Genomic DNA, 22,198 nt, shown 5'->3' on the forward strand with positions numbered 1-22,198 from the left:
TGTGCGTCGTGCCCTCGCAGACTACCGCCCGGCGGGCTCGTCGCCCGGGATCGCCCGGTCCGACCTGGCCGGGTCCGCACCCGGCGCGGTGGTGCTGGCGGTGCGTTCCTGGTGCCGCGCTGCCGCGATGCCCCCGAGGACGGACAGCAGTGCCACCACGACGGACCCCACCACGAACGGGCCGAGCGCGTAACCAGCCGGGAACACGAGGAGCTCCGTCAGGTCCGAGCGGACGAGCGCGTACCCGACCGCTCCGACACCGAGCATCACCAGGTAGACGGTCGCCGCCGCCACCAGTGCGGTCACACCGGAGTTGCCGTCACGCGCACCGACGGCGGTCGCGAGGAACACCACGACGGCCGCACCGACGACCATCGACGGGCCGAGGTACGGGGTGGCGTCGGGCTGCGAGATGACCTCGACGTCGGCGAGCAACGCCTCGAAGCCCGTGACGGCGATCACGAGCGCGATGAAGAGGACGGACGTCATCGTCGCGATCAACCACCGGGACATGGGGCGATCGTATCGCCGTGCGGCTGGTCAGCGAGCGGGTTCCGCGCGGTCCGTCTCGACGGCGCGCTCCCGGCCCTCCGCTCGGCCGGACTGCTCCTGTGCCACCGCCACCAGGGCGAGCGCTATGGTCGCGGTGATGATCGGGACCGTCTCCGTCATCGGGGCGGGCGCGGCTTCCGGCGCGTCGTCGGCCTGGAGGCCCGGGGCTGCTCCCGCCTCGGACGCAGCCTCCGGCTCGTGGTTGCGCAGGGCCGGGCCGATGACCGGCAGGACCCCCGTGGTCGCCGCCGGTTCCGCGTGCAGCACCGGCGTCTCGGCGACCACGAGACCGCCGCGCTTCGCCGCTCGACGAGCGCGGCCCATCTTCACCAGGACGACGACGGCGACGACCGCCCAGATGCCGTTGACGATCGTCGAGGGGATCGCGTGGTGCGCGGCGACGTTGATGGCCACCGCGAGGCCGCCGACGAGGTTGAACAGCTGGTAGAGCGGGCCGTTCGAGATCTTGCCCGCAGAGAAGAGAACGTAACCCGCCAAGACGGTTACAGCACCGAACCAACCGAGGAATTCCACGATTCCGACCAACACGCGCGACTCCGGGCACGACGAGGAACGGCCGATTCGAGCCGACCGTTCGAGAGGGTATGAGCAGCCGCGATCACGGCGTCTGGAGCATCGTATTCACAGCGACGGGTGTCGCGGAAGAGGGGCGGCGTGGCGCGCCCGCCCCCAGTCCGCGGGGGCCCGTTCAGCCCTTGGCAGGCGTGTTCGAGTCGGCGGTCAGGACGTACACGTACCCGCCGAACGTCCACGTCGTGGCGGCCGTTGCGGCCTGGTCCGTGGAGTCCTGCGACGCCGAGGACGACACCGTCGTGACGAGGAACAGGCGCGCCCCGTCCTGGAGCCCGCCGACGAAGGCCAGGGCCTGGTCGAACGAGCCGTCGACCGACACCGACACCGGGATCGCCGAGAAGTTCTTACCCGAGATCGCGGGATCGGTCACCGGTGACGTGGCCGAGTCAGAGGGTTCCGCGGTCGCCGACGGTTCGGCGGCGGCCGTGTCGCTCGCTGCCGCGGCAGGAGCGGCGTACGCGACGGCATCGGAGGTCGTGATCGCCGAGACCTTCACCCCGGCGCGGGCAGCGACGCCGTCGACGGCGCCGTAGAACGACGACATGCTCGCGCTCGCCGGCACCGAGGCGGTGAGCTTCGCGAGTTCCGCCTTGAGCGCCGGCAGCGACTCCGCCTGGGCCTTGAGCCGGGCGAGCTCCGCAGCCGTCGTGCGGTTCGTGGCGTCGACGGATACCTGGTCCGTCCGGTCCGACGCGGCCTGCGCGAGGTGCGGCTGCACGCCCAGGAAGAAGCCGGCGAGCGCCACGACGACCATCGCCGCCGCCGCGAGGAGCATGTTGAGTCGGTTGCGGGTCATGTCACTCGCCCTTGTCCTGGTACTTGCCGTCGTAGGCGGCCTCGTCGACGTGGATCGTCATGTTCACCGTGTAGGTCCCCGTCGTCTCGTCGAGGGTCACCGAGTTCGCCGTCGCGTCAACGAAGCCCTTGAGCCCCTTCACGGCGTCGAGCCACGACGGAACCGACGGCAGTGTCGGGCTCTGAGCGTCGATCGTCAGTGTTGCAACGCGCTCGCCCTGGAGCGGGCTGTCCGCCTGCGCGTAGGCCTCGAGCGGCGTGGCCGAGTCGATCGCGACACCGGTGATCTCCACGCCCGCGGGGAGCGAGGCCTTCAGCGACCCGAGGTACGGCTGCCAGGCGATCTCCGTCGAACCGCCGACGGACTGCGCAGCTTCTCGCAGCGCTGTTCCCGCCTCGGTGTCGCGGACGTCGCGGTACTCCGCCTGCTGCCGCAGGAGCGACAGCGTCTCGTCCTGCGCATGGGTCAGGTCGTCGTGCGCCTGGCTCGCGAGCAGGCTGGCCGCAGCGGTGGCGATGCCGGCCACGATCGCCACCAGGACCACGCCCGCCCACATCCGGCGGACCACGCCGCGGCTGCGTCGGTCGGCGAGCACTTCGGTCGGCAGCAGGTCGACACTCGGGCGACCGCCGACAAGGATCTCGCTGCCCGTTGCGCGCCGCTGGCGTTTCGCGCGCTCGGCGCTCTCGACCGCGACTCGTACGGCAGGGTCGGACTGCGTCACACGACGTCGACTGCGTCCGGTGCGGGACGGCTTCGTCTGGCTCATGCTGCTTTCCCTCCGGCTGCGAGTCCCCAGGCGACCGCGATCGACGCACCGTGTGCGTGCAGGTCCTCGATCCGGATGGACTTCGCGAGCGCCACGTTGGCGAACGGCGCCCCGAAGCGGACGGGGGTCCGGGTGAACTCCGACAGCGCTGCGGCGAAGCCGGGCAGGGCCGCGGCGGCGCCGCAGAGCAGGATCTCCCCGATCGGCTCGGTCGGGTGCGTGTTCACGAAGTAGTTGACGGTGTTGCGGAGGCTGGCGAGCAGCTCGCCCATCGACTCACGCACCGCCGCGACCGCGAGCGCGTCGTCACTGGTCTTCGCGGTGAGCGGGTCCATGCCGAGGTGACGCTTCACCGCCTCGGCAGGTCCCTCGTCGATCGACAGCCGGCCTGCGAGGATCCGTGTGATGTCATCGCCCCCGGTCGGCACGATGCGGACGAACTTCGGGACGCCGTCCGTCACGATGACGACGGTCGTCGTGTTGCCGCCGCACTCGACGATGGCGACCGTGCCACGCTGGTTCGCCGGTGCGAGGACCCGTGCCAGTGCGAACGGGATGAGGTCCACACCGACGGGCTTCAGTCCGGCGATCTGGACCGCTCGCACGTTCGCGAGCACGGCGTCCTTCACCGCGGCGACGAGCAGTCCGCTCACGGTCGGGCCGTTCTCCCCCATGCCCTCGGCGGTGGGGTAGAAGTCGAGGATGGCGTCACCCACCGGCACCGGGAGCATGTCCTGCACCTGGAACGGCAGCGACTCGCGGATCTGCGCGATGGGGGCCTTCGGGACCGTCAGGTCGCGCGACAGCACCCGCTGGTTGCCCATGCCGAGCATGACGTCCTTCGATCGGAACCGACCGATCGACCAGAGCTGACGGAGTGCGCCGGCCACGGTGTTCGGCTCGAGCACCTCGCCCTGCTTCGTCGCGCCGACGGGCACCGGGACCTCGGCGAAGCGCAGGATCGTCGGCTTCGGCTTGTCGGCGTCCTGCACCTCGACGGCGCGGATCGCTGCGGCGCCGATGTCGACGCCGACGATGCTCTTCGACATGGTGGTCCTTCCGTGACCGTCTTCGGGTCGGTCTGGTGGTTCAGTGCGCGACGAGGCGTCAGGCGAGCCCGAGGATGCTCAGGTAGCGGTCCCAGGCAGGCGCGCCCACCGCGATGCCGAGCCAAGCGCCCGCGAGCATCCAGGGGCCGAACGGGATCCCGCTCCGGCGGCCCGCCCGGTGCACGACCAGGAGGACGACTGCGAAGGTACCTCCGAGCAGGAACGCGGCGAAAGAACCCACTGCGAGGGGTCCCCATCCGAGGTACGCCAGCACGAGGCCGAGCACACCGGCGAGCTTGACGTCACCGAGGCCCATCCCGCCGGGCACCGCCAGCGCCAGCGCGAGGTAGACGCCGCCGAGGACGACCAGGCCGATGACCCCGCGGAGCGCAGCGCCCCAGTCTCCGGACACCGCCGATGCGGCGAGCAGGAGCACGGGCAGCACGATGTACGCCGGCAGCACGATCCGGTTCGGCAGCGTGTGGGTGTCGAGGTCGATGAGCGTCAGCGAGATGCTGATCGCCATCACGTACAGGAGCGCGACGAGGAGGAGCGCGGCGTGCGCCACGCCCCGCGCGTCGGTCGGCTCCGCCAGCGGCGACCACGGCGCGAGCACCGAGAACAGCGCCACCGCGACGAACAGGAGGCCCGTGGCGGCTTCGACGAGCGGGTAGCGCGGCGAGATGGGCGCGCTGCAGTCGCGACACCGGGCGTGCAGGAGGAGCCACGACACCACCGGCACGTTGTCACGGCCGCGGATCTCGTGTCCGCAGCCGGGGCAGGAGCTCGCCGGCGCGACGACGGAGATGCCCGCGGGGACGCGGTACACGACCACGTTGAGGAACGAACCGATCGCGAGACCGAGCACACCGACCAGCACGGTGACGAGGGGGGCCACGGAGGCGAACACGGCCACGGTCACTTCCCCGTCGGGGTGCCGTCGGCGCGGAACGCCGTCGCGGACTCGGTCTCGGTCGTCACGCCGTACGTGGTGGACACCGGCTGCAGGAACTTCGGAGGGGCCGACGACTTCAGGCGCGTGTCGTAGGAGTAGCCCTTCGCGTAGCCCGTCAGCAGCCCGTTCGAGTACTGGCTGCGGACAGCGCCACGGAACTGCTGCGCGATCGACCCGTAGAGCGTGAGCGTTCCGAGGTTCGCGCCGTACTGGTAGTTCTGGACGTTGAACGTGCCGAGGTTGCTCGCGATCGCGGCGTCGATCTCGATGTTCTTCGTCGCGGCCAGGTTGCTCGAGTACGAGGTGCTCCCCGTGTTGCATTCCGTCTTCGACAGGTTGGAGTACGACGAGCACGAGACGGGGTTGTACACCGACACCGCCTTCTGCCCGACGATCCCGAGCATGTCGTCGGACGTACGGCCGTTCTGGTAGGTGATGTTCCCCGTGACGTACAGGAAGTTCTCGGCCGCGAGGGTCATCTGCCCGCCGAACGAGCCGGACACGAAGACGTCGCCGCTGCGGCAGCCGTAGTACCCGGCGTCACCACGTGTCCCGGTGAACTCGCCGCTGAGCGGGTACCCCAGGCCGTTGCCGTAGTCCGAGCTGGTCGAGGTCGTCGTGGTGGGACGGCCCCGCCAGTCGTACGTGGTGGAGGTCGTCTGCACGTTCTGCTGGCAGTAGACCGCGTCCCCCGCGCTCACGGTGCCGTTGACCGTGTTCGACGGCCCAGGGGTTGCGCTCGACGCCCAGTAGTTCGGATCACCGACCGTCGACGGCACGGTCTGCACGTAGACGAGGTTCGACGGCAGGGTCGGGATGACCGCGCCCGAACCGCCGAGCGCAGACACGGATCCACACAGCGCGTCGTTGGTGCTCCCACCGGTGATCGTCCCGTTCGTGGTGCCGGTCAACTGGGTCTTCTTCGTCCATGGCGAGACCACGCGCATCTTGCCGCCGGCCAGGAACGTGATCGAGGTCGGTCCGGTGTAGACGCAGCCCGGCTTCGCGACCTTGTCGGTGATGTCGGTCCGCGCCTCCTGCTTCATGTTGGCGTTGGTGCTCGGCATCGGCAGCGTGCCGACCGTCGAGATCTTCCCGCCGTTGAAGGTCGTCGAGTTCCGGCACGACGAGCTGATCGCCTTGTCCGCGCTCGTGTAGAAGTAGTCCGCCGGGCCGGTGTCCTGCACGGTCGAGTTGAACGTCGCGCCGCAGGCCGTGATGACGTCGTTGCTCCGGACGGGTCCGTCCAGGGTGTCGCCGCTGGCGAAGACGACCGCGTCGCAGCTGCTCGTCGTCCAGTCCGCGTCGTTGCGGTGCTTCGAGGTGCACCCGGCGCCGGTCAGGCTCGGGTCCTGCGACTCGTAGTCGGTGAAGTACAGGTAGTTGACGAAGCCGTCCCCGCGCAGGTCGACGACGATGGTCCTGGTGGTGGCTCCGGCCTTGCCCGTGACCCGCAGGCGCACCTTGCCGGTCGTCGGGTAGTCGGAGTTGTCGACCTCGTAGCGGTAGAACTGGTCGTCGCTGCCGACGACACTCGCCCAGGTGCCGACCTTTGCCGTCCCGAACGCCTTGTTGGACGCGTCAGCGGTGTAGGTGCTCGTCGACGAGAACGCCGTCCGGACCCCGTAGTTGACGTACGCGTTGTCGGCGGCGAGCCGCCCCTGGTACTCCGACAGGCCTGCGTAGGCGGCGGCGATCGCCTTGTTGTAGTTCGTGTCGGTCGTCGCCTTCGTCGCCCCGCTCGTCGCGGTGGCGACCACGAGGGACAGCACGATCATGAGCACCGCGCCGAGACCGATGACGGCGGCCAGGGCGACACCGCGTTCGTCATCACGGGCGCGCAGGCCGCGGAGGATCCGGATGAGCATCATGACTCCGTCGCTGCGCCGTAGTCGAGGTTGCGCAGGTTGATGGTCGCGTGGAACGTCGTGTCGTTCGCGGTCGTCCCGTTCGCGGACCCGACGGCGAGCTTGATCTCGACTGAACGAATCGAATCGAACGTGGCCGAGGTCGGGGTGATCGTGTCGTCCGTGACGTTGTAGTAGAGGAACTGCGTCGTGTAGGTGCCGGTCGTCCGGACCACGTCGGCGAGCCACACCGTCCGGGTGGCACCGGTGAATGTGCAGTACCCGCCGACCGGGCAGTTCCCCTGCTGCAGCTGCATGCGTAGCTTGCTCGACACGATGTCGACCGTGACCTTCGTCAGCCCGGACTGCGACGTCGACAGATCGACTGCGGAGTAGAAGGTCAGGCCGGTCGCTGTCGCCCGGGTGAACGCGGGGTTGAGCTTCGCCTTGCTCTCCTGCCAGCGTGATGCTTCACGGAGGTACCGGCTGAGCTGCGTCATCGAGGTGGTTCCCTGGCGGGTGCTGTCGTTCACGGCTGCAACGGTCCGCTGCGCCTTCGTCATCGACACGAAGAAGCTGCCGACCAGCGTGAGGAGCAGGGACGTGACGAGCATGGCGACCAGGAGCTCGACCAGGGTGATCCCGCGCTGGTCGCGGCGGAGACGACGGACGGACGCGCGCATCACTTTGCCGTCCTCGGGTCGACCATGACGACGCCGCCGCTCACCACGCCGTTGCTGACCATCGCGGTGTCCGGCGCTGTCAGCGTGAGCGGGGTCGTCGTCGCGCCGGGGGTCGTCCCGGTGTAGAGCCTCCACGTACCCCACGGCAGCGCGATCGTCATCGAGTCAGCGGTCGGCTTCGGGAAGGCGAGGGTCATGCCCTTCGCGCAACCCGGGTCCCCGTTGATCGGTGTCGTGGTCACCGCCGTGATGTACAGCGACTTGCTGGGCTTCGAGAGCGTCGCGGCTCCCATGGAGACAGGGATCTGCCCCGCGACCTGCGACGGGGTGGCCGTTCCCTTGAACCCTGCCTTGTTGGCGGTCGACCATGCACCCGGTTCCGGGCTCAAGCAGGTGGCGGACGCGCTCGAGGAGGCGTCGGCGGCGTACAGACCCGCAACCGCCTGGTACCCGGACGCGTACGGGAACAGTGACGCACTCGTCGGGGAGTTGGGGAAGACGGTCGTGCCGGACGTGGCGTTCGTCACCGACAGGGGCAGGTTCGTCGGCAGGATCGCACTACTGGCGGGGCTCGTGCCGTACTTGAACGTGTACGACGCCGCCTTGTCGAACGTGAACGCCGCGGCTCCGGAAGCACCGGCGGAGACGGTGACGGACTGGCTGGAGGGGCTCACCTGCTGGGTGGAGTCGATGTACCCGGTCCGCGCGACAGCCACTTTGTAGGTTCCGGCCGGGACCCCGGACGCGTAGGTGCAGCCTTCGGTGTCGGTGGCCGGGAACGTGACACCGGCGGGGCCGCCGCTCACGGTGGGCACGATGCCGGAGACCCCGACGCCGTTCGCGTTCGTGACCCCGACGAGGATCGAGCCGGTGGTGTCGGAGTTGATGTTCGTGAGCGGTGCGATCGCGCTCGACATCGTGACCTGCTGCGTGCCGGAGGTCGCGGCGCTGGTCTTCCAGCTCACCGTCACCGTGACGGCCTTGTACGACAGACTGCCGTCCCCGGTGCCGCACGCAGTGGCGGCTCCGGACGACCGGGTCCAGGAGACCTTGCGGACCAGGTCGAACTCCTGAGCGCCGACCGTCACCGGCTTGGCCGTGCTCTTGATGTCGAAGATGCTCGGGGTGTCGCGGAGGTCGTCGATGTCCTCCATCGCGACCGTCGACGCGACCTCACGCGCACGGGTGTCCTTCGAGAGGACGAGCGAGGCGGTGATCCCGGCGGCGATGCCGGCGGCGATCAGGGCGAAGATCGTCATCGCGACCATCACCTCGATGATCGTGAAGCCGTTCTCGTCGTCGCGGGCGGAACGCAGTCGCTCGGCGATGCGCGAGATCATGGCGTCCCTTCTGAGCGGAGTGGGTGTCTTCGATGCTCGTGTGGGCGCCAGCCTCGACGAGGCGGCGCCCACACGGTTCGCAGCGAGTGTCAGCAGGTACCGGCCTTGACGCCGTCGGTCTCGTTGGCGATGAAGGTCTTGGCGGTCGAGCTCGTGCCCTGGATGCAGAAACCGTCGGTGGTCTTCTTGTACGTGATCGCGGTGGTGTTCGAGCTCTTGGTCGCCCCGGCGCTCTTGTAGTCCGCGGCGGTGAGGTCAGCAGAGTCCGGGAAAGCGCCAGTGCCAGACGTCGCGATGCTCACCACGGCGGTCTTCGCGTTCGAGACGTCCGACTTGACGGCCGAGTCCTTCGCGTTGTTCTGCACACCGATGTAGACCGGGATGGCGATCGCGGCGAGGATGCCGATGATGATGACGACGACGAGGAGCTCGATGAGCGTGAAGCCCTTCTCGCCGTCCTTCAGGAGACCCTTGCGGCGAGCGTCGAGCTTGCCCATGAGAGCGAAGTACATGGTTGTTTCCATTCTGCGGGGGAATGTGAGAAATGATTTTGGGGCTTGCTCGGCCGCCGCAGATCAGCGTATTCGGGGTCAATCCGCCAGCCAATCCCGAGAACGGGGGGCAACTCGGTCACGAAGCACCCCCAGTGCGGGGGATGCGCAATACCCGTGATGCCCCCGCATGGGGGTGGAATGACTAGGACGCGTTCTGCACGACGTTGGTGATCTGGAAGATCGGCATGTAGAGCGCGATGATCATGCCGCCCACGACGACGCCGAGGAACGCGATGAGGAGCGGCTCGATCAGCGAGGTCAGGGCATCGGTGGTGGCTTCGACCTCGGCGTCGTAGAACACCGCGATCTTCTCGAGCATGATCTCGAGCGAACCGGCATCCTCGCCGACGGCGACCATCTGCGTCACCATTGCCGGGAAAACCGATTGCGCAGCGAGCGGGACGGCGATTGATTCGCCTTTCCGAACAGCCTCTGCGACATTGTCGAGAGCGTGCTTCACGACGAAGTTGTTGGACACCTCACCGACGATGCGCAATGCCTGCAGAATGGGGACACCTGCACCGATCATGTTCGAGAAGTTGCGTGCGAACCGCGCGATCACGATCTTCTTCTGCAGCGGTCCGAACACCGGCAGTTTCAGGGTGATCGGATCGACGAAGGCCCGGACCCGTTCGGTGTTCTTGTTCGCTCGCCACCACAGCCACGCGAGCAGGATGACGACGGCGAGCGGGATCGCGATGTACCGCATGGCGTGCGACAGGTACACGAGCACCATGGTCGGGAGCGGGAGCGTGCCGCCGAGCGACGAGAACATCTCCTGGAAGATCGGGACGATGAAGATGAGCATGATGGCGACTGCCACCAGTGACATCACGAGCACCACCACCGGGTAGGTCATCGCCGACTTGATGGTCGAGCGGAGCTTGTGCTCCTTCTCGAAGTTCGTGGCGATGGAGTCCATGGCCTGGTCGAGGAACCCGCCGGTCTCGCCCGCGCGGATCATGTTGATCATGATCGGCGGGAAGTCGACGGGGTACTTCGCGACGGCGTCCGAGAACGAGACGCCGCGCTCGACGTCGTCGCGGACCTTGCCGAGGATGTCCTTGAGCTTCTTGTTCTCGGTCTGGTCGGCGAGGATCGACAGCGCGCGCAGCAGCGAGAGCCCCGAGGTGAGCATCGTCGAGGCCTGGCGCGACATGATCGCGAGGTCCTTGAGGCCGACGCCCTTCTCGAACCCCGGGATCCTGATCTCGGTCTGCAGCCCGGTGCCGGCCTTGGCTTCGGTGATCGCGATCGGCGAGACGCCCATCCCTCGCAGGCGCTGGACGACAGCCCCCTCGGATGCGGCGTCGAGCCGGCCCTTGACGAGCTTGCCGGCGCCGTCGCGCCCGCGGTAGTCGAATGCGAGTGACATCAGTGGCCTCCGGAGTACTTGTCGCCGAAGTCGATGCCGCTGGCGGCGATCGCGGCGGCCGAGGAGTCGGACGGGGACTCGACGCGCTGCACGAGCCGGTCGAAGCCCTCTTAGTCGTGGACCTTCTCCAGGGCGGCCTTCCGCGAGATCGTGCCGACGTTGACCAGCTCGGCGAGGTCCTGGTCCATGGTGTGCATGCCGAGGTCACGCCCGGCCTGCATGGCGGAGGTGATCTGGTACGTCTTGCCCTCGCGGATGAGGTTGCCGATGGCCGGGGTGATGGTCATGATCTCGGTGGCGACGACCCGGCCGACGCCGTTGGCCTTCGGCACGAGGGTCTGGCAGACGACGCCCTGCAGCGTCGCCGCGAGCTGGGTGCGGATCTGGCCCTGCTGGTGCGGTGGGAAGACGTCGATGACACGGTCAATCGTGCCGGGTGCGCTCTGCGTGTGCAGGGTGGCGAACACCAGGTGGCCGGTCTCCGCAGCGGTGAGCGCGACGGAGATGGTCTCGAGGTCACGGAGCTCGCCGATGAGGATCACGTCGGGGTCCTGGCGCAGCACGTGCTTCAGCGCCGAGGCGAAGGACTGCGTGTCCGCCCCGACCTCGCGCTGGTTGATGATCGACCGCTTGTGCTCGTGCATGAACTCGATCGGGTCCTCGACCGTCACGATGTGGTCGGCGCGACTCTCGTTCACCAGGTCGATGAGGGCGGCGAGCGTCGTCGACTTGCCGGAACCGGTGGGGCCCGTGACGAGGACGAGGCCGCGCGGCAGTCCGGCGAACTCGCCGATGTGCTCGGGGATGCCGAGCTGCTTGAGTGTCTTGATCTTCGTCGGGATGATGCGGAACGCCGCACCCCAGTTGCCGCGCTGCTGGTAGTAGTTGACGCGGAAGCGGTACTCCGGGGACAGCGAGTACGCGAAGTCGAGTTCCTGCTCGTGGTCGAACTGGCCGGCCTGCTCGACGGACAGCAGCGTCTTGAGGGCCGCGATGACCTTGCCGCGCGACCACGCGCCTCCTGGCACGGCGGGACGGAGCGAGCCGTCGACGCGGACCGTGGGAGGGGCGTCGGCGGTGACGTGCAGGTCGGACGCGCCCTGGTAGACGACCTGGGCGAGGGCGGTGATCAGGTCGGGGTCGGCGACCTCGCGCGCGTGGCGGGCGAAGTCGATGTCGCCGGCCGCCGTGCCGGCTGGTGCCGGCGCCGCCGGGGCCGCGTAGTGCGCACCGCTGTAGGGCACGGCTGGCAGCTGCTGCGTCGGTGGTTCGGCGTAGCCGTAGGTGGCGGTCGAGGACGGGACCGCGGCGGGCGGTGTCGCCGGCGCGGTGTGTGACTGCGCGACGGGCACGGCCACCGGCGCGCCGGTGGGGGCAGTCATCGGGGTTCCCGTGGGACCGGGCCACACCGCCGAGTCGTCGGTGAGGTCGTAGACCTGCTCGGGCGGAGTCGCCGCTGCGGCCGCCAGGCGCGCTGCTCGGCGCGAGCCCACCTCGGCACCGGGGGTGCCCGGGTGCCAGCCCGCGACGGGCTCGTCACCGGGCATGGTGATGTCGTACACGGAGTCGGTCATCTGCTGCTCCTGTTCCCCGGTCACGCGACGACGCGCAGGATCTCGTCGACGCTCGTCATGCCCAGCTTGACCTTCTCGAAGCCGTCCTGGCGGAGCGTGAGCATGCCCTGCTGCTGCGCGACACGGCCGATCTCCGCGCTCGAGGCACGGCCGACCGCGAGCCGCTCGATCTCCTCGGTGACGGTCATGACCTCGTGCAGGGCGATGCGGCCGCGGTAGCCGGTGTTCGAGCAGACCGCGCAGCCGACGGGCGCGAAGAAGGCCGGCATCTCGTCGTCGGCACGCAGGAACCCGAGCGCCTGGAGCTGCTCGAGCTCGTAGACGGCCGGTGCCTTGCACCGGTCGCACAGTCGGCGAGCGAGCCGTTGGGCGACGACGGAGTCGAGCGCCGATCCGACGAGGAACGGCTCGATGTCCATCTCGGTGAGACGGGTCACGGCCGAGGGGGCGTCGTTCGTGTGCAGGGTCGAGAGCACGAGGTGCCCGGTCAGCGACGCCTCGATCGCGATCTGCGCCGTCTCGTGGTCGCGGATCTCGCCGAGCAGGACGACGTCGGGGTCGGAGCGCAGGATCGAGCGGAGTGCGGACGCGAACGTCAGGCCGGCCTTCGGGTTGACCTGCACCTGGTTGATGCCGGCCATCCGGTACTCGACCGGGTCCTCGACCGTGATGACGTTGATCTCGGGCTTCGCCACGGCGTTGAGCGTCGTGTACAGCGTCGTCGACTTGCCTGAACCGGTCGGACCGGTGACCAGGATCATGCCGTACGGCTTCGAGTAGGACCGCTGGTACGCCTGGAAGTTCTGTTCGAGGAGGTTGAGGTCCTTGAGGGTCAGCGACGTGTTCGTGTTGTCGAGGATCCGCATGACGACCTTCTCGCCCCACACGGTGGGCAGGGTCGCGACACGGAGGTCGATCTGGCGGCCGCCGTGCCGGACCGACATGCGGCCGTCCTGCGGCTTGCGACGCTCGGCGATGTCGATGTCGCTCATGATCTTCAGACGGCTGATCACGCCGTTCTGGATGGTCTTCGGCGCCGGTGCCATCTCGTGCAGCACACCGTCGATGCGGTACCGGATCCGGACCTCGTGCTCACCCGGTTCGATGTGGATGTCGGAGGCGTGGTCCTGGATGGCCTGCGAGACGAGGAGGTTCACGAAGCGGACGATGGGCACGTCGTCGAGGGCGCCGTCGCCGATGTCGACCTGGGTGCTGGTGCTCGCGGACGCCTCTTCCTCGAGCGACGAGGTGAGGTCGTTCAGTTCGTCGTCGGCGCGGAGGTACCGGTCGAGCGCCGCGACGAGGTCGCGCTCCTCGACCTGCAGTGGCTTGATCGACCGCCCCGACGCCGTCCGGGCGTCGTCGATCGCGAGGACGTTCGTGGGGTTCACCATCGCGAGGATGAGCAGGTCGCCCTCGAACCCGACGCCGAGCACCCCGTGGCGACGACACAGCGCCGCGGGCAGGATCGACACCGCGGTGCCGTCGACGGGGTAGTCGCTCAGCGGGACGGTGCGGGAGTTGTTGGACGCTGCTCGGGCGGTGATGAACTGCGCTTCGCTCACGACGCCCTGGTCGACCAGGCCACGGATGGCGCGCTCGTCGAGCTCCTCGTCGCCCGTCATCGCGTCGAGGTGCTCGATCGGTAGGGCGCCGTTCAGGATGAGGATCTCGGACAGGGTCGCCATGAGTCCCGTATCTCCTTGGACTCGCGTACGGCGAGCAGTCGTCGGGTGGTGCGCCACCAGGGATGTGTCGCCCGCCCACGCTACTTCCGGGGCACTCCTCGGCCGCAGTCCCAGAAAGAGGGGGCGAAGGGGTTTCCGCTGCACCCAGAACTGGGGTCTCCGACCAGTTCGGCCCCGGTCGGAGGGACACCGATGTCGCGTCGTCGGCGGGCAGCTGCACATGTCCTCCAGCATCCTGGTGGACGCGAGCGCCGCGGAGGCCGCAGCCGGCTTCGGTGGACAACATCGGCCCGCCCCGGGCTGTGGAGGAACCACCGGACAGCGCGGACCGCAGAACAGCCCCTCGACGCACGGGCCACGCCGGGACATGATGAGTCATGGACATCACGAGCGTGACCGTGGGGTTGCCGGTCACCGACATCGAGGCGTCCTGCCTCTGGTACGGCGCCGTGTTCGAACGCACCGAGCCGGATCTCGAGCCCGAGGACGGCGTCGCCGAGTACGAGGTCGGCGGCATCTGGATCCAGCTGTACGTGGACGACCAGGCCGAGGAGAACCCGGTGAGCGTGCGCTTCGGCGTCGACGACGTCGCCGCTCAGCACGCACGCATCGGTGCGCTGGGGATCGACATCGGCCCCGTCGAGTGCGTGGACGGCGCGGTCGACTGGTTCGACGTGCGCGACCCCGACGGCAACGTCCTCAGCCTGTTCTCGCTGGTGGACGAGACCGGCCGGGGATCCGGCCGCGGCAACGGTGCTGGTCGCGCGGTCTAGACGCGAGCCGACGGCGGTCTGGAGGCCCGTGGCGGTCCCGCACCGCGCCTCCAGGCCGTCACGTGGTGACGACACGACGAAGGCCCCGCCTCCTTGCGGAGACGGGGCCTTCGTGGGATCACATCAGGCTCAGTTGTACGTGCCCGGCGTGAAGTCGTCCGACGAGAAGCTGTCGAAGTCGACGAAGCTCAGGTCGGCGTCCGAGAACGACGAGTCGTCAGCGAAGATGCGGTTGGGGTACCGCTCCGCCTTCGCCTCTTCGGTCGCGTTCACGTCCACGTCACGGTACCGGCTGAGGCCCGTCCCGGCGGGGATGAGCTTTCCGATGATGACGTTCTCCTTGAGGCCGACGAGGTGGTCCTGCTTGCCCTCCATGGCCGCCTGCGTGAGCACGCGGGTGGTCTCCTGGAAGGACGCGGCGGACAGCCACGACTCGGTCGCGAGGGACGCCTTCGTGATGCCCATGACCTCCTGGCGAGCGGAAGCGGTCTTGCGACCCTCCTGCAGCGCCGCACGGTTCAGCGCGTTGTAGCGCGACCGGTCGACGAGCTCACCCGGAAGCAGGTCGGTGTCGCCGTGGTCGACGACGGTGACCTTGCGGAGCATCTGGCGGACGATGACCTCGATGTGCTTGTCGTGGATCGGCACACCCTGCGAGCCGTAGACGTCCTGCACACCGTTGACCAGGTGCTTCTGGACCTCTCGGACACCCTTGACCCGGAGGACTTCCTTCGGGTCGACGGTGCCGGCGATGAACTGCTCGCCGAGCTCGACGTGCTGGTTGTCCTCGATGAGGAGGGTCGCACGCTTGAGCACCGGGTAGATGAACGGCTCGTCGCCGTTGTCCGGCGTGAGGATGATCCGACGGCCCTTGTCCGTGTCCTCGACGACGACGCGGCCGGGGGCCTCGGCGATCGGGGACGCGCCCTTGGGCGTACGGGCCTCGAAGAGCTCCGTGACACGCGGCAGACCCTGGGTAATGTCGTCGGCCGAGGCCGAACCACCCGTGTGGAAGGTACGCATCGTCAGCTGGGTACCGGGCTCACCGATGGACTGGGCGGCGATGATGCCGACCGCCTCACCGATGTCGACCAGGTTGCCCGTGGCGAGCGAACGGCCGTAGCACTGCGCGCAGACACCGACGGCGGACTCGCAGGTCAGGACCGAGCGCACCTTGATGCTCTCGACACCGGCCGCGAGCAGCTTGTCGATGAGCACGTCACCGACGTCCTCACCGGCCTCTGCCACGACCGTGCCCTGTGCGTCCACGGCCTCGGTGGCCAGGGTGCGGGAGTACACGGTGTTCTCGACACGCGGGTCGCGGACGAGCTTGCCGTCAGCGTCCACGGTCGCGATCGGCAGCTCGAGGCCACGCGTCGTGCCGCAGTCGTCCTCGCGGATGATGACGTCCTGCGAGACGTCCACGAGACGACGGGTGAGGTACCCGGAGTCCGCGGTACGGAGCGCGGTGTCGGCAAGACCCTTGCGAGCACCGTGGGTGGCGATGAAGTACTCCGCCACGGTCAGGCCCTCGCGGTACGAGTTGATGATCGGGCGGGCGATGATCTCGCCCTTCGGGTTGTTCACCAGACCACGCATACCGGCGATGTTGCGGACCTGGAGCCAGTTACCACGAGCACCCGACGACACCATGCGGTTGATGGTGTTGTCGACCGGGAAGTTGTCGCGCATCTCCTGCGCGATCTCGTTCGTGGCCTCGGTCCAGATCTTGATCAGGTCCGCGCGACGCTCGGAGTCGGTGATCAGACCCTTGTCGAACTCGCCCTGCACCTTGGCGGCCTGGATCTCGTAGCCCGCGATGATCTCCTTCTTGCGAGGAGGCGTCACGACGTCCGACAGGGCGACGGTCACACCGGAGCGGGTGCCCCAGTAGAAGCCGGCGTCCTTGATCCGGTCCAGCGCAGCGGCCGTCTCGGTCTTGGAGTACCGCTCGGCCAGGTCGTTGACGATCGCGGAGAGCACGCCCTTGTCCGTGACCTTCTGGACGAACGGGTAGTTCGCCGGGAGGGTCTCGTTGAAGAGCGCACGGCCCAGGGTCGTCTCGAGCAGGACGGTGTCGCCCTGCTCGTACCCCTCGGGTGCTTCACCCTCGGCGAAGTGGACACCCGTCATGCGGATCTTCGCCATCGCGTTGAGGTGCAGCGTGTGCTGGTCGTTGGCCAGGATCGCCTCGGCGACCGAGGAGAACGCGCGGCCCTCACCGACGGCGCCCTCGCGGACGGTCGTCAGGTGGTGCAGACCGATGATCATGTCCTGTGCGGGCAGGGTCACCGGACGGCCATCGGACGGCTTCAGGATGTTGTTCGAGGCGAGCATCAGGATGCGGGCCTCGGCCTGGGCCTCGACCGACAGCGGCAGGTGCACGGCCATCTGGTCACCGTCGAAGTCCGCGTTGAACGCGGCACACACGAGCGGGTGGAGCTGGATGGCCTTGCCCTCGACGAGCTGCGGCTCGAACGCCTGGATGCCCAGACGGTGCAGCGTCGGCGCACGGTTCAGCAGGACGGGGCGCTCGCGGATGATCTCCTCGAGCACGTCCCAGACCTGCGGACGCGAACGCTCGACCATGCGCTTGGCCGACTTGATGTTCTGCGCGTGCGACAGGTCGATGAGGCGCTTGATCACGAACGGCTTGAAGAGCTCGAGCGCCATCTGCTTGGGCAGACCGCACTGGTGCAGCTTCAGCTGCGGGCCGACGATGATGACCGAACGGCCCGAGTAGTCGACGCGCTTGCCGAGCAGGTTCTGGCGGAAACGACCCTGCTTGCCCTTGAGCATGTCGCTCAGGGACTTCAGGGCGCGGTTGCCGGTACCCGTGACCGGACGTCCACGACGACCGTTGTCGAACAGCGCGTCGACCGCTTCCTGCAGCATGCGCTTCTCGTTGTTCACGATGATCTCGGGGGCACCGAGGTCGAGCAGGCGGCGGAGACGGTTGTTGCGGTTGATCACACGACGGTAGAGGTCGTTGAGGTCCGACGTGGCGAAACGGCCACCGTCGAGCTGCACCATCGGGCGCAGCTCCGGCGGGATGACCGGCACGACGCCGAGGACCATCGCTGCCGGCGAGTTGCCGGTGGCGAGGAAGGAGCTGACGACGCGCAGACGCTTGATCGCGCGGATCTTCTTCTGGCCCTTGCCCTCGGCGATCTGCAGGCGCAGTGCCTCGGCCTCGGCTGCCAGGTCGAACGCCTCGAGCCGGAGCTTGATCGCCTCGGCGCCCATGTAGGCGTCGAAGTAGATCCCGAACCGGTCCTGGAGCTCGTGGAAGACGGCGTCCTCGGGCTTGAGGTCGCCCACCTTGAGGTTGCGGAAGTCCTCCCACACGCGCTCGAGGCGGGTGATGTCCTCGTCGAACGACTTGCGGACCTGGGACATCTCCTTTTCGGCGGTGTCCTTGGCGCGGCGCTTGACGTCGGCCTTGGCACCCTCTTCCTCAAGGGCTGCGAGGTCGTCCTCGAGCTTCTTGAGGCGGTCGGCGATGATGGAGTCGCGCTGACCCTCGAGGGTCTTGATCTCGAGACGCATCTCGTTCTCGAGACCCGGCATGTCCGCGTGACGGCCCTCTTCATCGATGTCGATGATCATGTACGCCGCGAAGTAGATGACCTTTTCCAGGTCCTTCGGCGCCATGTCGAGGAGGTACCCGAGGCGCGACGGGACGCCCTTGAAGTACCAGATGTGCGTGACGGGGGCAGCGAGCTCGATGTGGCCCATGCGCTCACGACGGACCGAGGACTTGGTGACCTCGACGCCGCAGCGCTCGCAGACGATGCCCTTGAACCGGACGCGCTTGTACTTGCCACAGGCGCACTCCCAGTCGCGGGACGGCCCGAAGATCTGCTCGCCGAACAGACCGTCCTTCTCGGGCTTCAGGGTGCGGTAGTTGATGGTCTCCGGCTTCTTGACCTCGCCGTACGACCACTGACGGATGTCCTCGGCAGTTGCGAGGCCGATCCGAATGGCGTCAAAGGAAGTTGCTTCGAGCAATGTTCTTCTCTCTTGCTGATTCAGGCTTCGATGTACGGGCGGGATCAGATGTCGTCGACAGAGGACGACTCGAACCGCGAGGAGATGTTGATGCCCAGCTCCTCCGCAGCGCGGAAGACCTCGTCATCGTTGTCGCGCAGGCTGACAGCCTGTCCGTCGGCCGAGAGGACCTCGACGTTCAGGCAGAGCGACTGCATCTCCTTCATGAGGACCTTGAAGGACTCGGGGATGCCGGGCTCCTGGATGTTCTCGCCCTTGACGATCGCCTCGTAGACCTTCACGCGGCCGAGGATGTCGTCGGACTTGATCGTCAGGAGCTCCTGGAGGGCGTAGGCGGCGCCGTACGCTTCGAGCGCCCACACCTCCATCTCACCGAATCGCTGTCCACCGAACTGCGCCTTACCACCCAGCGGCTGCTGCGTGATCATCGAGTACGGCCCGGTCGAACGCGCGTGGATCTTGTCGTCGACCAGGTGGTGCAGCTTGAGGATGTACATGTAACCGACCGAGACGGGCTCCGGGAACGGCTCGCCGGAGCGACCGTCGAAGAGCTGCGCCTTGCCGGACGAGCCGATCAGGCGCTCGCCGTCACGGTTCGGGAGGGTCGAGTCGAGGAGGCCCTCGATCTCGCGCTCGTACGCACCGTCGAACACCGGGGTGGCGACCTTCGTGCCCGGAGCGGCGCTGTGCGCTGCCTCGGGAAGGGCCGACGCCCACTCCTGGATGCCCTCGACGTTCCAGCCCTGCTTGGCGAGCCACCCGAGGTGGATCTCGAGCACCTGGCCGAAGTTCATGCGGCCGGGGACGCCGAGCGGGTTGAGGACGATGTCGACGGGGGTGCCGTCGGCGAGGAAGGGCATGTCCTCGACCGGGAGGATGGTCGAGATGACGCCCTTGTTGCCGTGGCGACCGGCGAGCTTGTCACCCGCGGTGATCTTGCGCTTCTGGGCGATGTAGACGACCACGCGCTGGTTGACGCCCGAGCCGAGCTCGTCGTCGCCGTCCTGCGAGTCGAACACCTTGACGCCGATGATCGTGCCCTCTTCACCGTGGGGCACCTTCAGCGAGGTGTCGCGGACTTCGCGCGACTTCTCGTTGAAGATCGCACGGAGCAGACGCTCCTCGGCGCTCAGCTCGGTCTCGCCCTTCGGCGTGACCTTGCCGACGAGGATGTCGCCGGGGCGGACCTCGGCACCGATGCGGATGATGCCGCGCTCGTCGAGGTCGGCCAGCAGGTCCGGGCTGACGTTGGGGAGGTCACGGGTGATCTCCTCCTTGCCGAGCTTGGTGTCGCGGGCGTCGACCTCGTACTCCTCGATGTGGATCGAGGAGAGCGTGTCGTCCTTGATGAGGTTCTGCGACAGGATCATCGCGTCCTCGTAGTTGTAGCCCTCCCACGGCATGAACGCGACGAGGAGGTTCTTGCCGAGCGCGAGCTCGCCGTTCTCCGTCGCGGGACCGTCGGCGATGACCTCGCCCTGCTCCACGCGCTCGCCTGCGGAGACGATGACGCGGTGGTTGTAGCTCGTGCCCTGGTTGGAGCGGTCGAACTTGCGCAGGTAGTAGGTCTGCGTGCCGCCCTCGTCGAGCTGCAGGGTGACGGCGTCGGCCGAGACCTCGGAGACGACACCGGCCTTGTCGGCGGTGACGACGTCGCCGGCGTCGATGGCCGTGTAGCCCTCCATACCGGTACCGACGAGCGGCGACTCGGAGCGGAGCAGCGGGACGGCCTGACGCTGCATGTTCGCACCCATGAGGGCGCGGTTCGCGTCGTCGTGCTCGAGGAACGGGATGAGCGACGTCGCGACCGACACCATCTGGCGCGGCGAGACGTCCATGTAGTCGACCTCGTCCTTGGCGACGAGTTCGACCTCGCCACCCTTCTTGCGGACGAGCACCTTGTCGTCGGCGAAGTGGAAGTCGTTCGTCAGCGGGGCGTTGGCCTGCGCGACGACGAACTCGTCCTCTTCCGAAGCGGTGAGGTAGTCGATGGTCTTCGTGACCTCGCCGTTGACGACGCGACGGTACGGGGTCTCGATGAAGCCGAACGAGTTGATCCGACCGAACGACGCGAGCGAACCGATCAGGCCGATGTTCGGGCCTTCCGGGGTCTCGATCGGGCACATGCGGCCGTAGTGCGACGGGTGGACGTCACGGACCTCGACGCCGGCACGCTCACGGGACAGACCACCCGGGCCGAGTGCCGAGAGGCGACGCTTGTGCGTCAGACCCGCGAGCGGGTTGTTCTGGTCCATGAACTGCGACAGCTGGGACGTTCCGAAGAACTCCTTGATCGCGGCGACGACCGGACGCACGTTGATGAGCGTCTGGGGCGTGATCGCCTCGATGTCCTGCGTGGTCATGCGCTCGCGGACGACGCGCTCCATGCGGGACAGGCCCGTGCGGACCTGGTTCTGGATGAGCTCGCCCACCGCACGGATGCGACGGTTGCCGAAGTGGTCGATGTCGTCCACGTCGAGGCGCAGCTGCACCGGCTCGCCGTCACGGATGCCGTCGATCGTGGTGCGCTCGGCGTGCAGGGACACGAGGTACTTGATCGTCGCGACGATGTCCTTGACGGTGAGCACCGAGTCGGACAGCGGGGCGTCGATGCCGAGCTTGCGGTTGACCTTGTAGCGGCCCACCTTCGCCAGGTCGTAGCGCTTCGAGTTGAAGTAGAAGTTGTCGAGGAGCGCACGCGCGGCCTCGGCAGCGACCTGCTCGCCCGGACGCAGCTTGCGGTAGATGTCCTTGAGCGCCTCTTCCTTCGTCAGGACGGCGTCTTTCTCGAGGGTCGACTCCATCGAGGCGAAGCCCTGGAACTCGTCCATGATCTCTTCGCTCGTCAGGCCGAGGGCCTTGAGGAAGACCGTCACGGACTGCTTGCGCTTGCGGTCGATGCGCACGCCCACCTGGTCGCGCTTGTCGATCTCGAACTCGAGCCAGGCACCACGCGACGGGATGATCCGCGCCGAGTAGATGTCCTTGTCGGAGGTCTTCTCCTGCTGGCGCTCGAAGTACACGCCGGGCGAACGGACGAGCTGCGACACGACGACGCGCTCGGTGCCGTTGATGATGAACGTGCCGCGCTCGGTCATGAGCGGGAAGTCGCCCATGAAGACCGTCTGCGTCTTGATCTCACCCGTCATGTGGTTCATGAACTCGGCGTTGACGTACAGCGGAGCGGCGTAGGTCTTGCCGCGCTCCTTGCAGTCGTCGATCGAGTACTTGGGGTCCTCGAGCTCCGGCGCGGTGAACGAGAGCTGCATCGTCTCGCCGAGGTCCTCGATCGGGGAGATCTCCTCGAAGATCTCCTCCAACCCGGAGTGCAGGGCGAGGTCCGTACGGCCCTGCTCCTGCCCTTCGGCGAGGCGGGTCTTCCAGACGTCGTTGCCGACGAGCCAGTCGAAGCTCTCCGTCTGGAGTGCGAGCAGATCAGGAACCGTGAGGGTGTCCGTGATCTTGGCGAACGAGAGTCGCGAGTGGTTGCGACCGTTCTTGGGGTTGGTGGATGCGTTGGGCGCAGCAGCCAAGGGTGTGACCTCCGGTAGGCCCCGTCGGGCCGACACTGACGAGCAGTGTGTAGGTGAGTGGATTGATCGCTCGGCGAACCCCGAGAGTTCATGCCCTGTGACCAC

The 22,198-nt window shown here is 67.7% G+C and carries 16 protein-coding genes; 1 reads left to right on the forward strand and 15 read right to left on the reverse strand.

The genetic code is table 11. From position 1 onward, the window contains the following. Nucleotides 1-21: 21 nt before the first annotated feature. From ITJ56_RS07080 to ITJ56_RS07140, 13 genes are all read right to left on the reverse strand, one after another. Nucleotides 22-513, reverse strand: a complete 492-nt coding sequence (locus tag ITJ56_RS07080) for a DUF6121 family protein (RefSeq protein WP_194629104.1) — start codon at nt 511-513, stop codon at nt 22-24. Between the two features lie 27 nt (nt 514-540). After that, the gene (locus ITJ56_RS07085; protein WP_416354756.1) at nt 541-1,101 is read right to left on the reverse strand and encodes a CBU_0592 family membrane protein; all 561 of its coding nucleotides are present in this window, start codon (nt 1,099-1,101) and stop codon (nt 541-543) included. 160 nt (nt 1,102-1,261) lie between these two features. After that, nucleotides 1,262-1,942: a hypothetical protein gene (locus tag ITJ56_RS07090; protein ID WP_194629107.1), complete on the reverse strand. Its 681-nt coding sequence runs from the start codon at nt 1,940-1,942 to the stop codon at nt 1,262-1,264. A gap of 1 nt (nt 1,943) precedes the next feature. Further along, a complete protein-coding gene (locus ITJ56_RS07095; RefSeq protein WP_194629108.1) occupies nt 1,944-2,711 on the reverse strand; it encodes a hypothetical protein in 768 nt (255 codons plus the stop codon). Further along, a complete protein-coding gene (gene pilM / locus ITJ56_RS07100; RefSeq protein WP_194629110.1) occupies nt 2,708-3,760 on the reverse strand; it encodes a type IV pilus assembly protein PilM in 1,053 nt (350 codons plus the stop codon). Before pilM ends, ITJ56_RS07095 begins: the two co-directional genes overlap by 4 nt. 58 nt (nt 3,761-3,818) lie before the next feature. Further along, nucleotides 3,819-4,682 carry a prepilin peptidase gene (locus tag ITJ56_RS07105; RefSeq protein WP_416354757.1) on the reverse strand — a complete coding sequence of 288 codons (864 nt, stop codon included), beginning with the start codon at nt 4,680-4,682 and terminating at the stop codon, nt 3,819-3,821. Then, nucleotides 4,679-6,586: a hypothetical protein gene (locus ITJ56_RS07110; RefSeq protein ID WP_194629114.1), complete on the reverse strand. Its 1,908-nt coding sequence runs from the start codon at nt 6,584-6,586 to the stop codon at nt 4,679-4,681. Before ITJ56_RS07110 ends, ITJ56_RS07105 begins: the two co-directional genes overlap by 4 nt. Beyond that, complete coding sequence (locus ITJ56_RS07115) at nt 6,583-7,245, reverse strand: PilW family protein (protein WP_228517335.1); 663 nt, start codon at nt 7,243-7,245, stop codon at nt 6,583-6,585. The genes ITJ56_RS07110 and ITJ56_RS07115 overlap by 4 nt, the downstream gene beginning before the upstream one ends. Next, nucleotides 7,245-8,585, reverse strand: coding sequence for a prepilin-type N-terminal cleavage/methylation domain-containing protein (locus ITJ56_RS07120; RefSeq protein WP_194629118.1), 1,341 nt, complete (start codon nt 8,583-8,585; stop codon nt 7,245-7,247). The genes ITJ56_RS07115 and ITJ56_RS07120 overlap by 1 nt, the downstream gene beginning before the upstream one ends. Before the next feature lie 89 nt (nt 8,586-8,674). Further along, nucleotides 8,675-9,097 carry a type II secretion system protein gene (locus ITJ56_RS18895; RefSeq protein ID WP_323749744.1) on the reverse strand — a complete coding sequence of 141 codons (423 nt, stop codon included), beginning with the start codon at nt 9,095-9,097 and terminating at the stop codon, nt 8,675-8,677. Between the two features lie 184 nt (nt 9,098-9,281). Continuing rightward, nucleotides 9,282-10,514, reverse strand: a complete 1,233-nt coding sequence (locus ITJ56_RS07130; protein WP_194629120.1) for a type II secretion system F family protein — start codon at nt 10,512-10,514, stop codon at nt 9,282-9,284. 110 nt (nt 10,515-10,624) lie between these two features. Further along, nucleotides 10,625-12,088 (reverse strand): type IV pilus twitching motility protein PilT, encoded by a 1,464-nt coding sequence (locus ITJ56_RS07135; protein ID WP_323749745.1) that lies wholly within the window; start codon nt 12,086-12,088, stop codon nt 10,625-10,627. Nucleotides 12,089-12,108: 20 nt separating this feature from the next. Further along, on the reverse strand, nt 12,109-13,776 hold the full coding sequence (locus ITJ56_RS07140; protein ID WP_194629121.1) for a GspE/PulE family protein: 1,668 nt from the start codon (nt 13,774-13,776) through the stop codon (nt 12,109-12,111). Nucleotides 13,777-14,153: 377 nt separating this feature from the next. Between ITJ56_RS07140 and ITJ56_RS07145 the strand changes: the two genes are divergently transcribed. Further along, the gene (locus tag ITJ56_RS07145) at nt 14,154-14,549 is read left to right on the forward strand and encodes a VOC family protein (RefSeq protein ID WP_194629123.1); all 396 of its coding nucleotides are present in this window, start codon (nt 14,154-14,156) and stop codon (nt 14,547-14,549) included. Between the two features lie 129 nt (nt 14,550-14,678). Here the strand turns inward: ITJ56_RS07145 and rpoC are convergent, their stop codons facing one another. Together rpoC and rpoB are read right to left on the reverse strand one after the other, a co-directional pair. Further along, a complete protein-coding gene (gene rpoC / locus ITJ56_RS07150; RefSeq protein WP_194629125.1) occupies nt 14,679-18,560 on the reverse strand; it encodes a DNA-directed RNA polymerase subunit beta' in 3,882 nt (1,293 codons plus the stop codon). Nucleotides 18,561-18,604: 44 nt separating this feature from the next. Further along, entirely contained in the window at nt 18,605-22,093 is a 3,489-nt protein-coding gene (gene rpoB / locus ITJ56_RS07155) for a DNA-directed RNA polymerase subunit beta (protein WP_194629127.1), read from the reverse strand. Nucleotides 22,094-22,198: the final 105 nt, after the last annotated feature.

Origin of the sequence: Curtobacterium sp. VKM Ac-1376 (genome assembly GCF_015351025.1) — a bacterium.
Lineage (GTDB): Bacteria > Actinomycetota > Actinomycetes > Actinomycetales > Microbacteriaceae > Curtobacterium.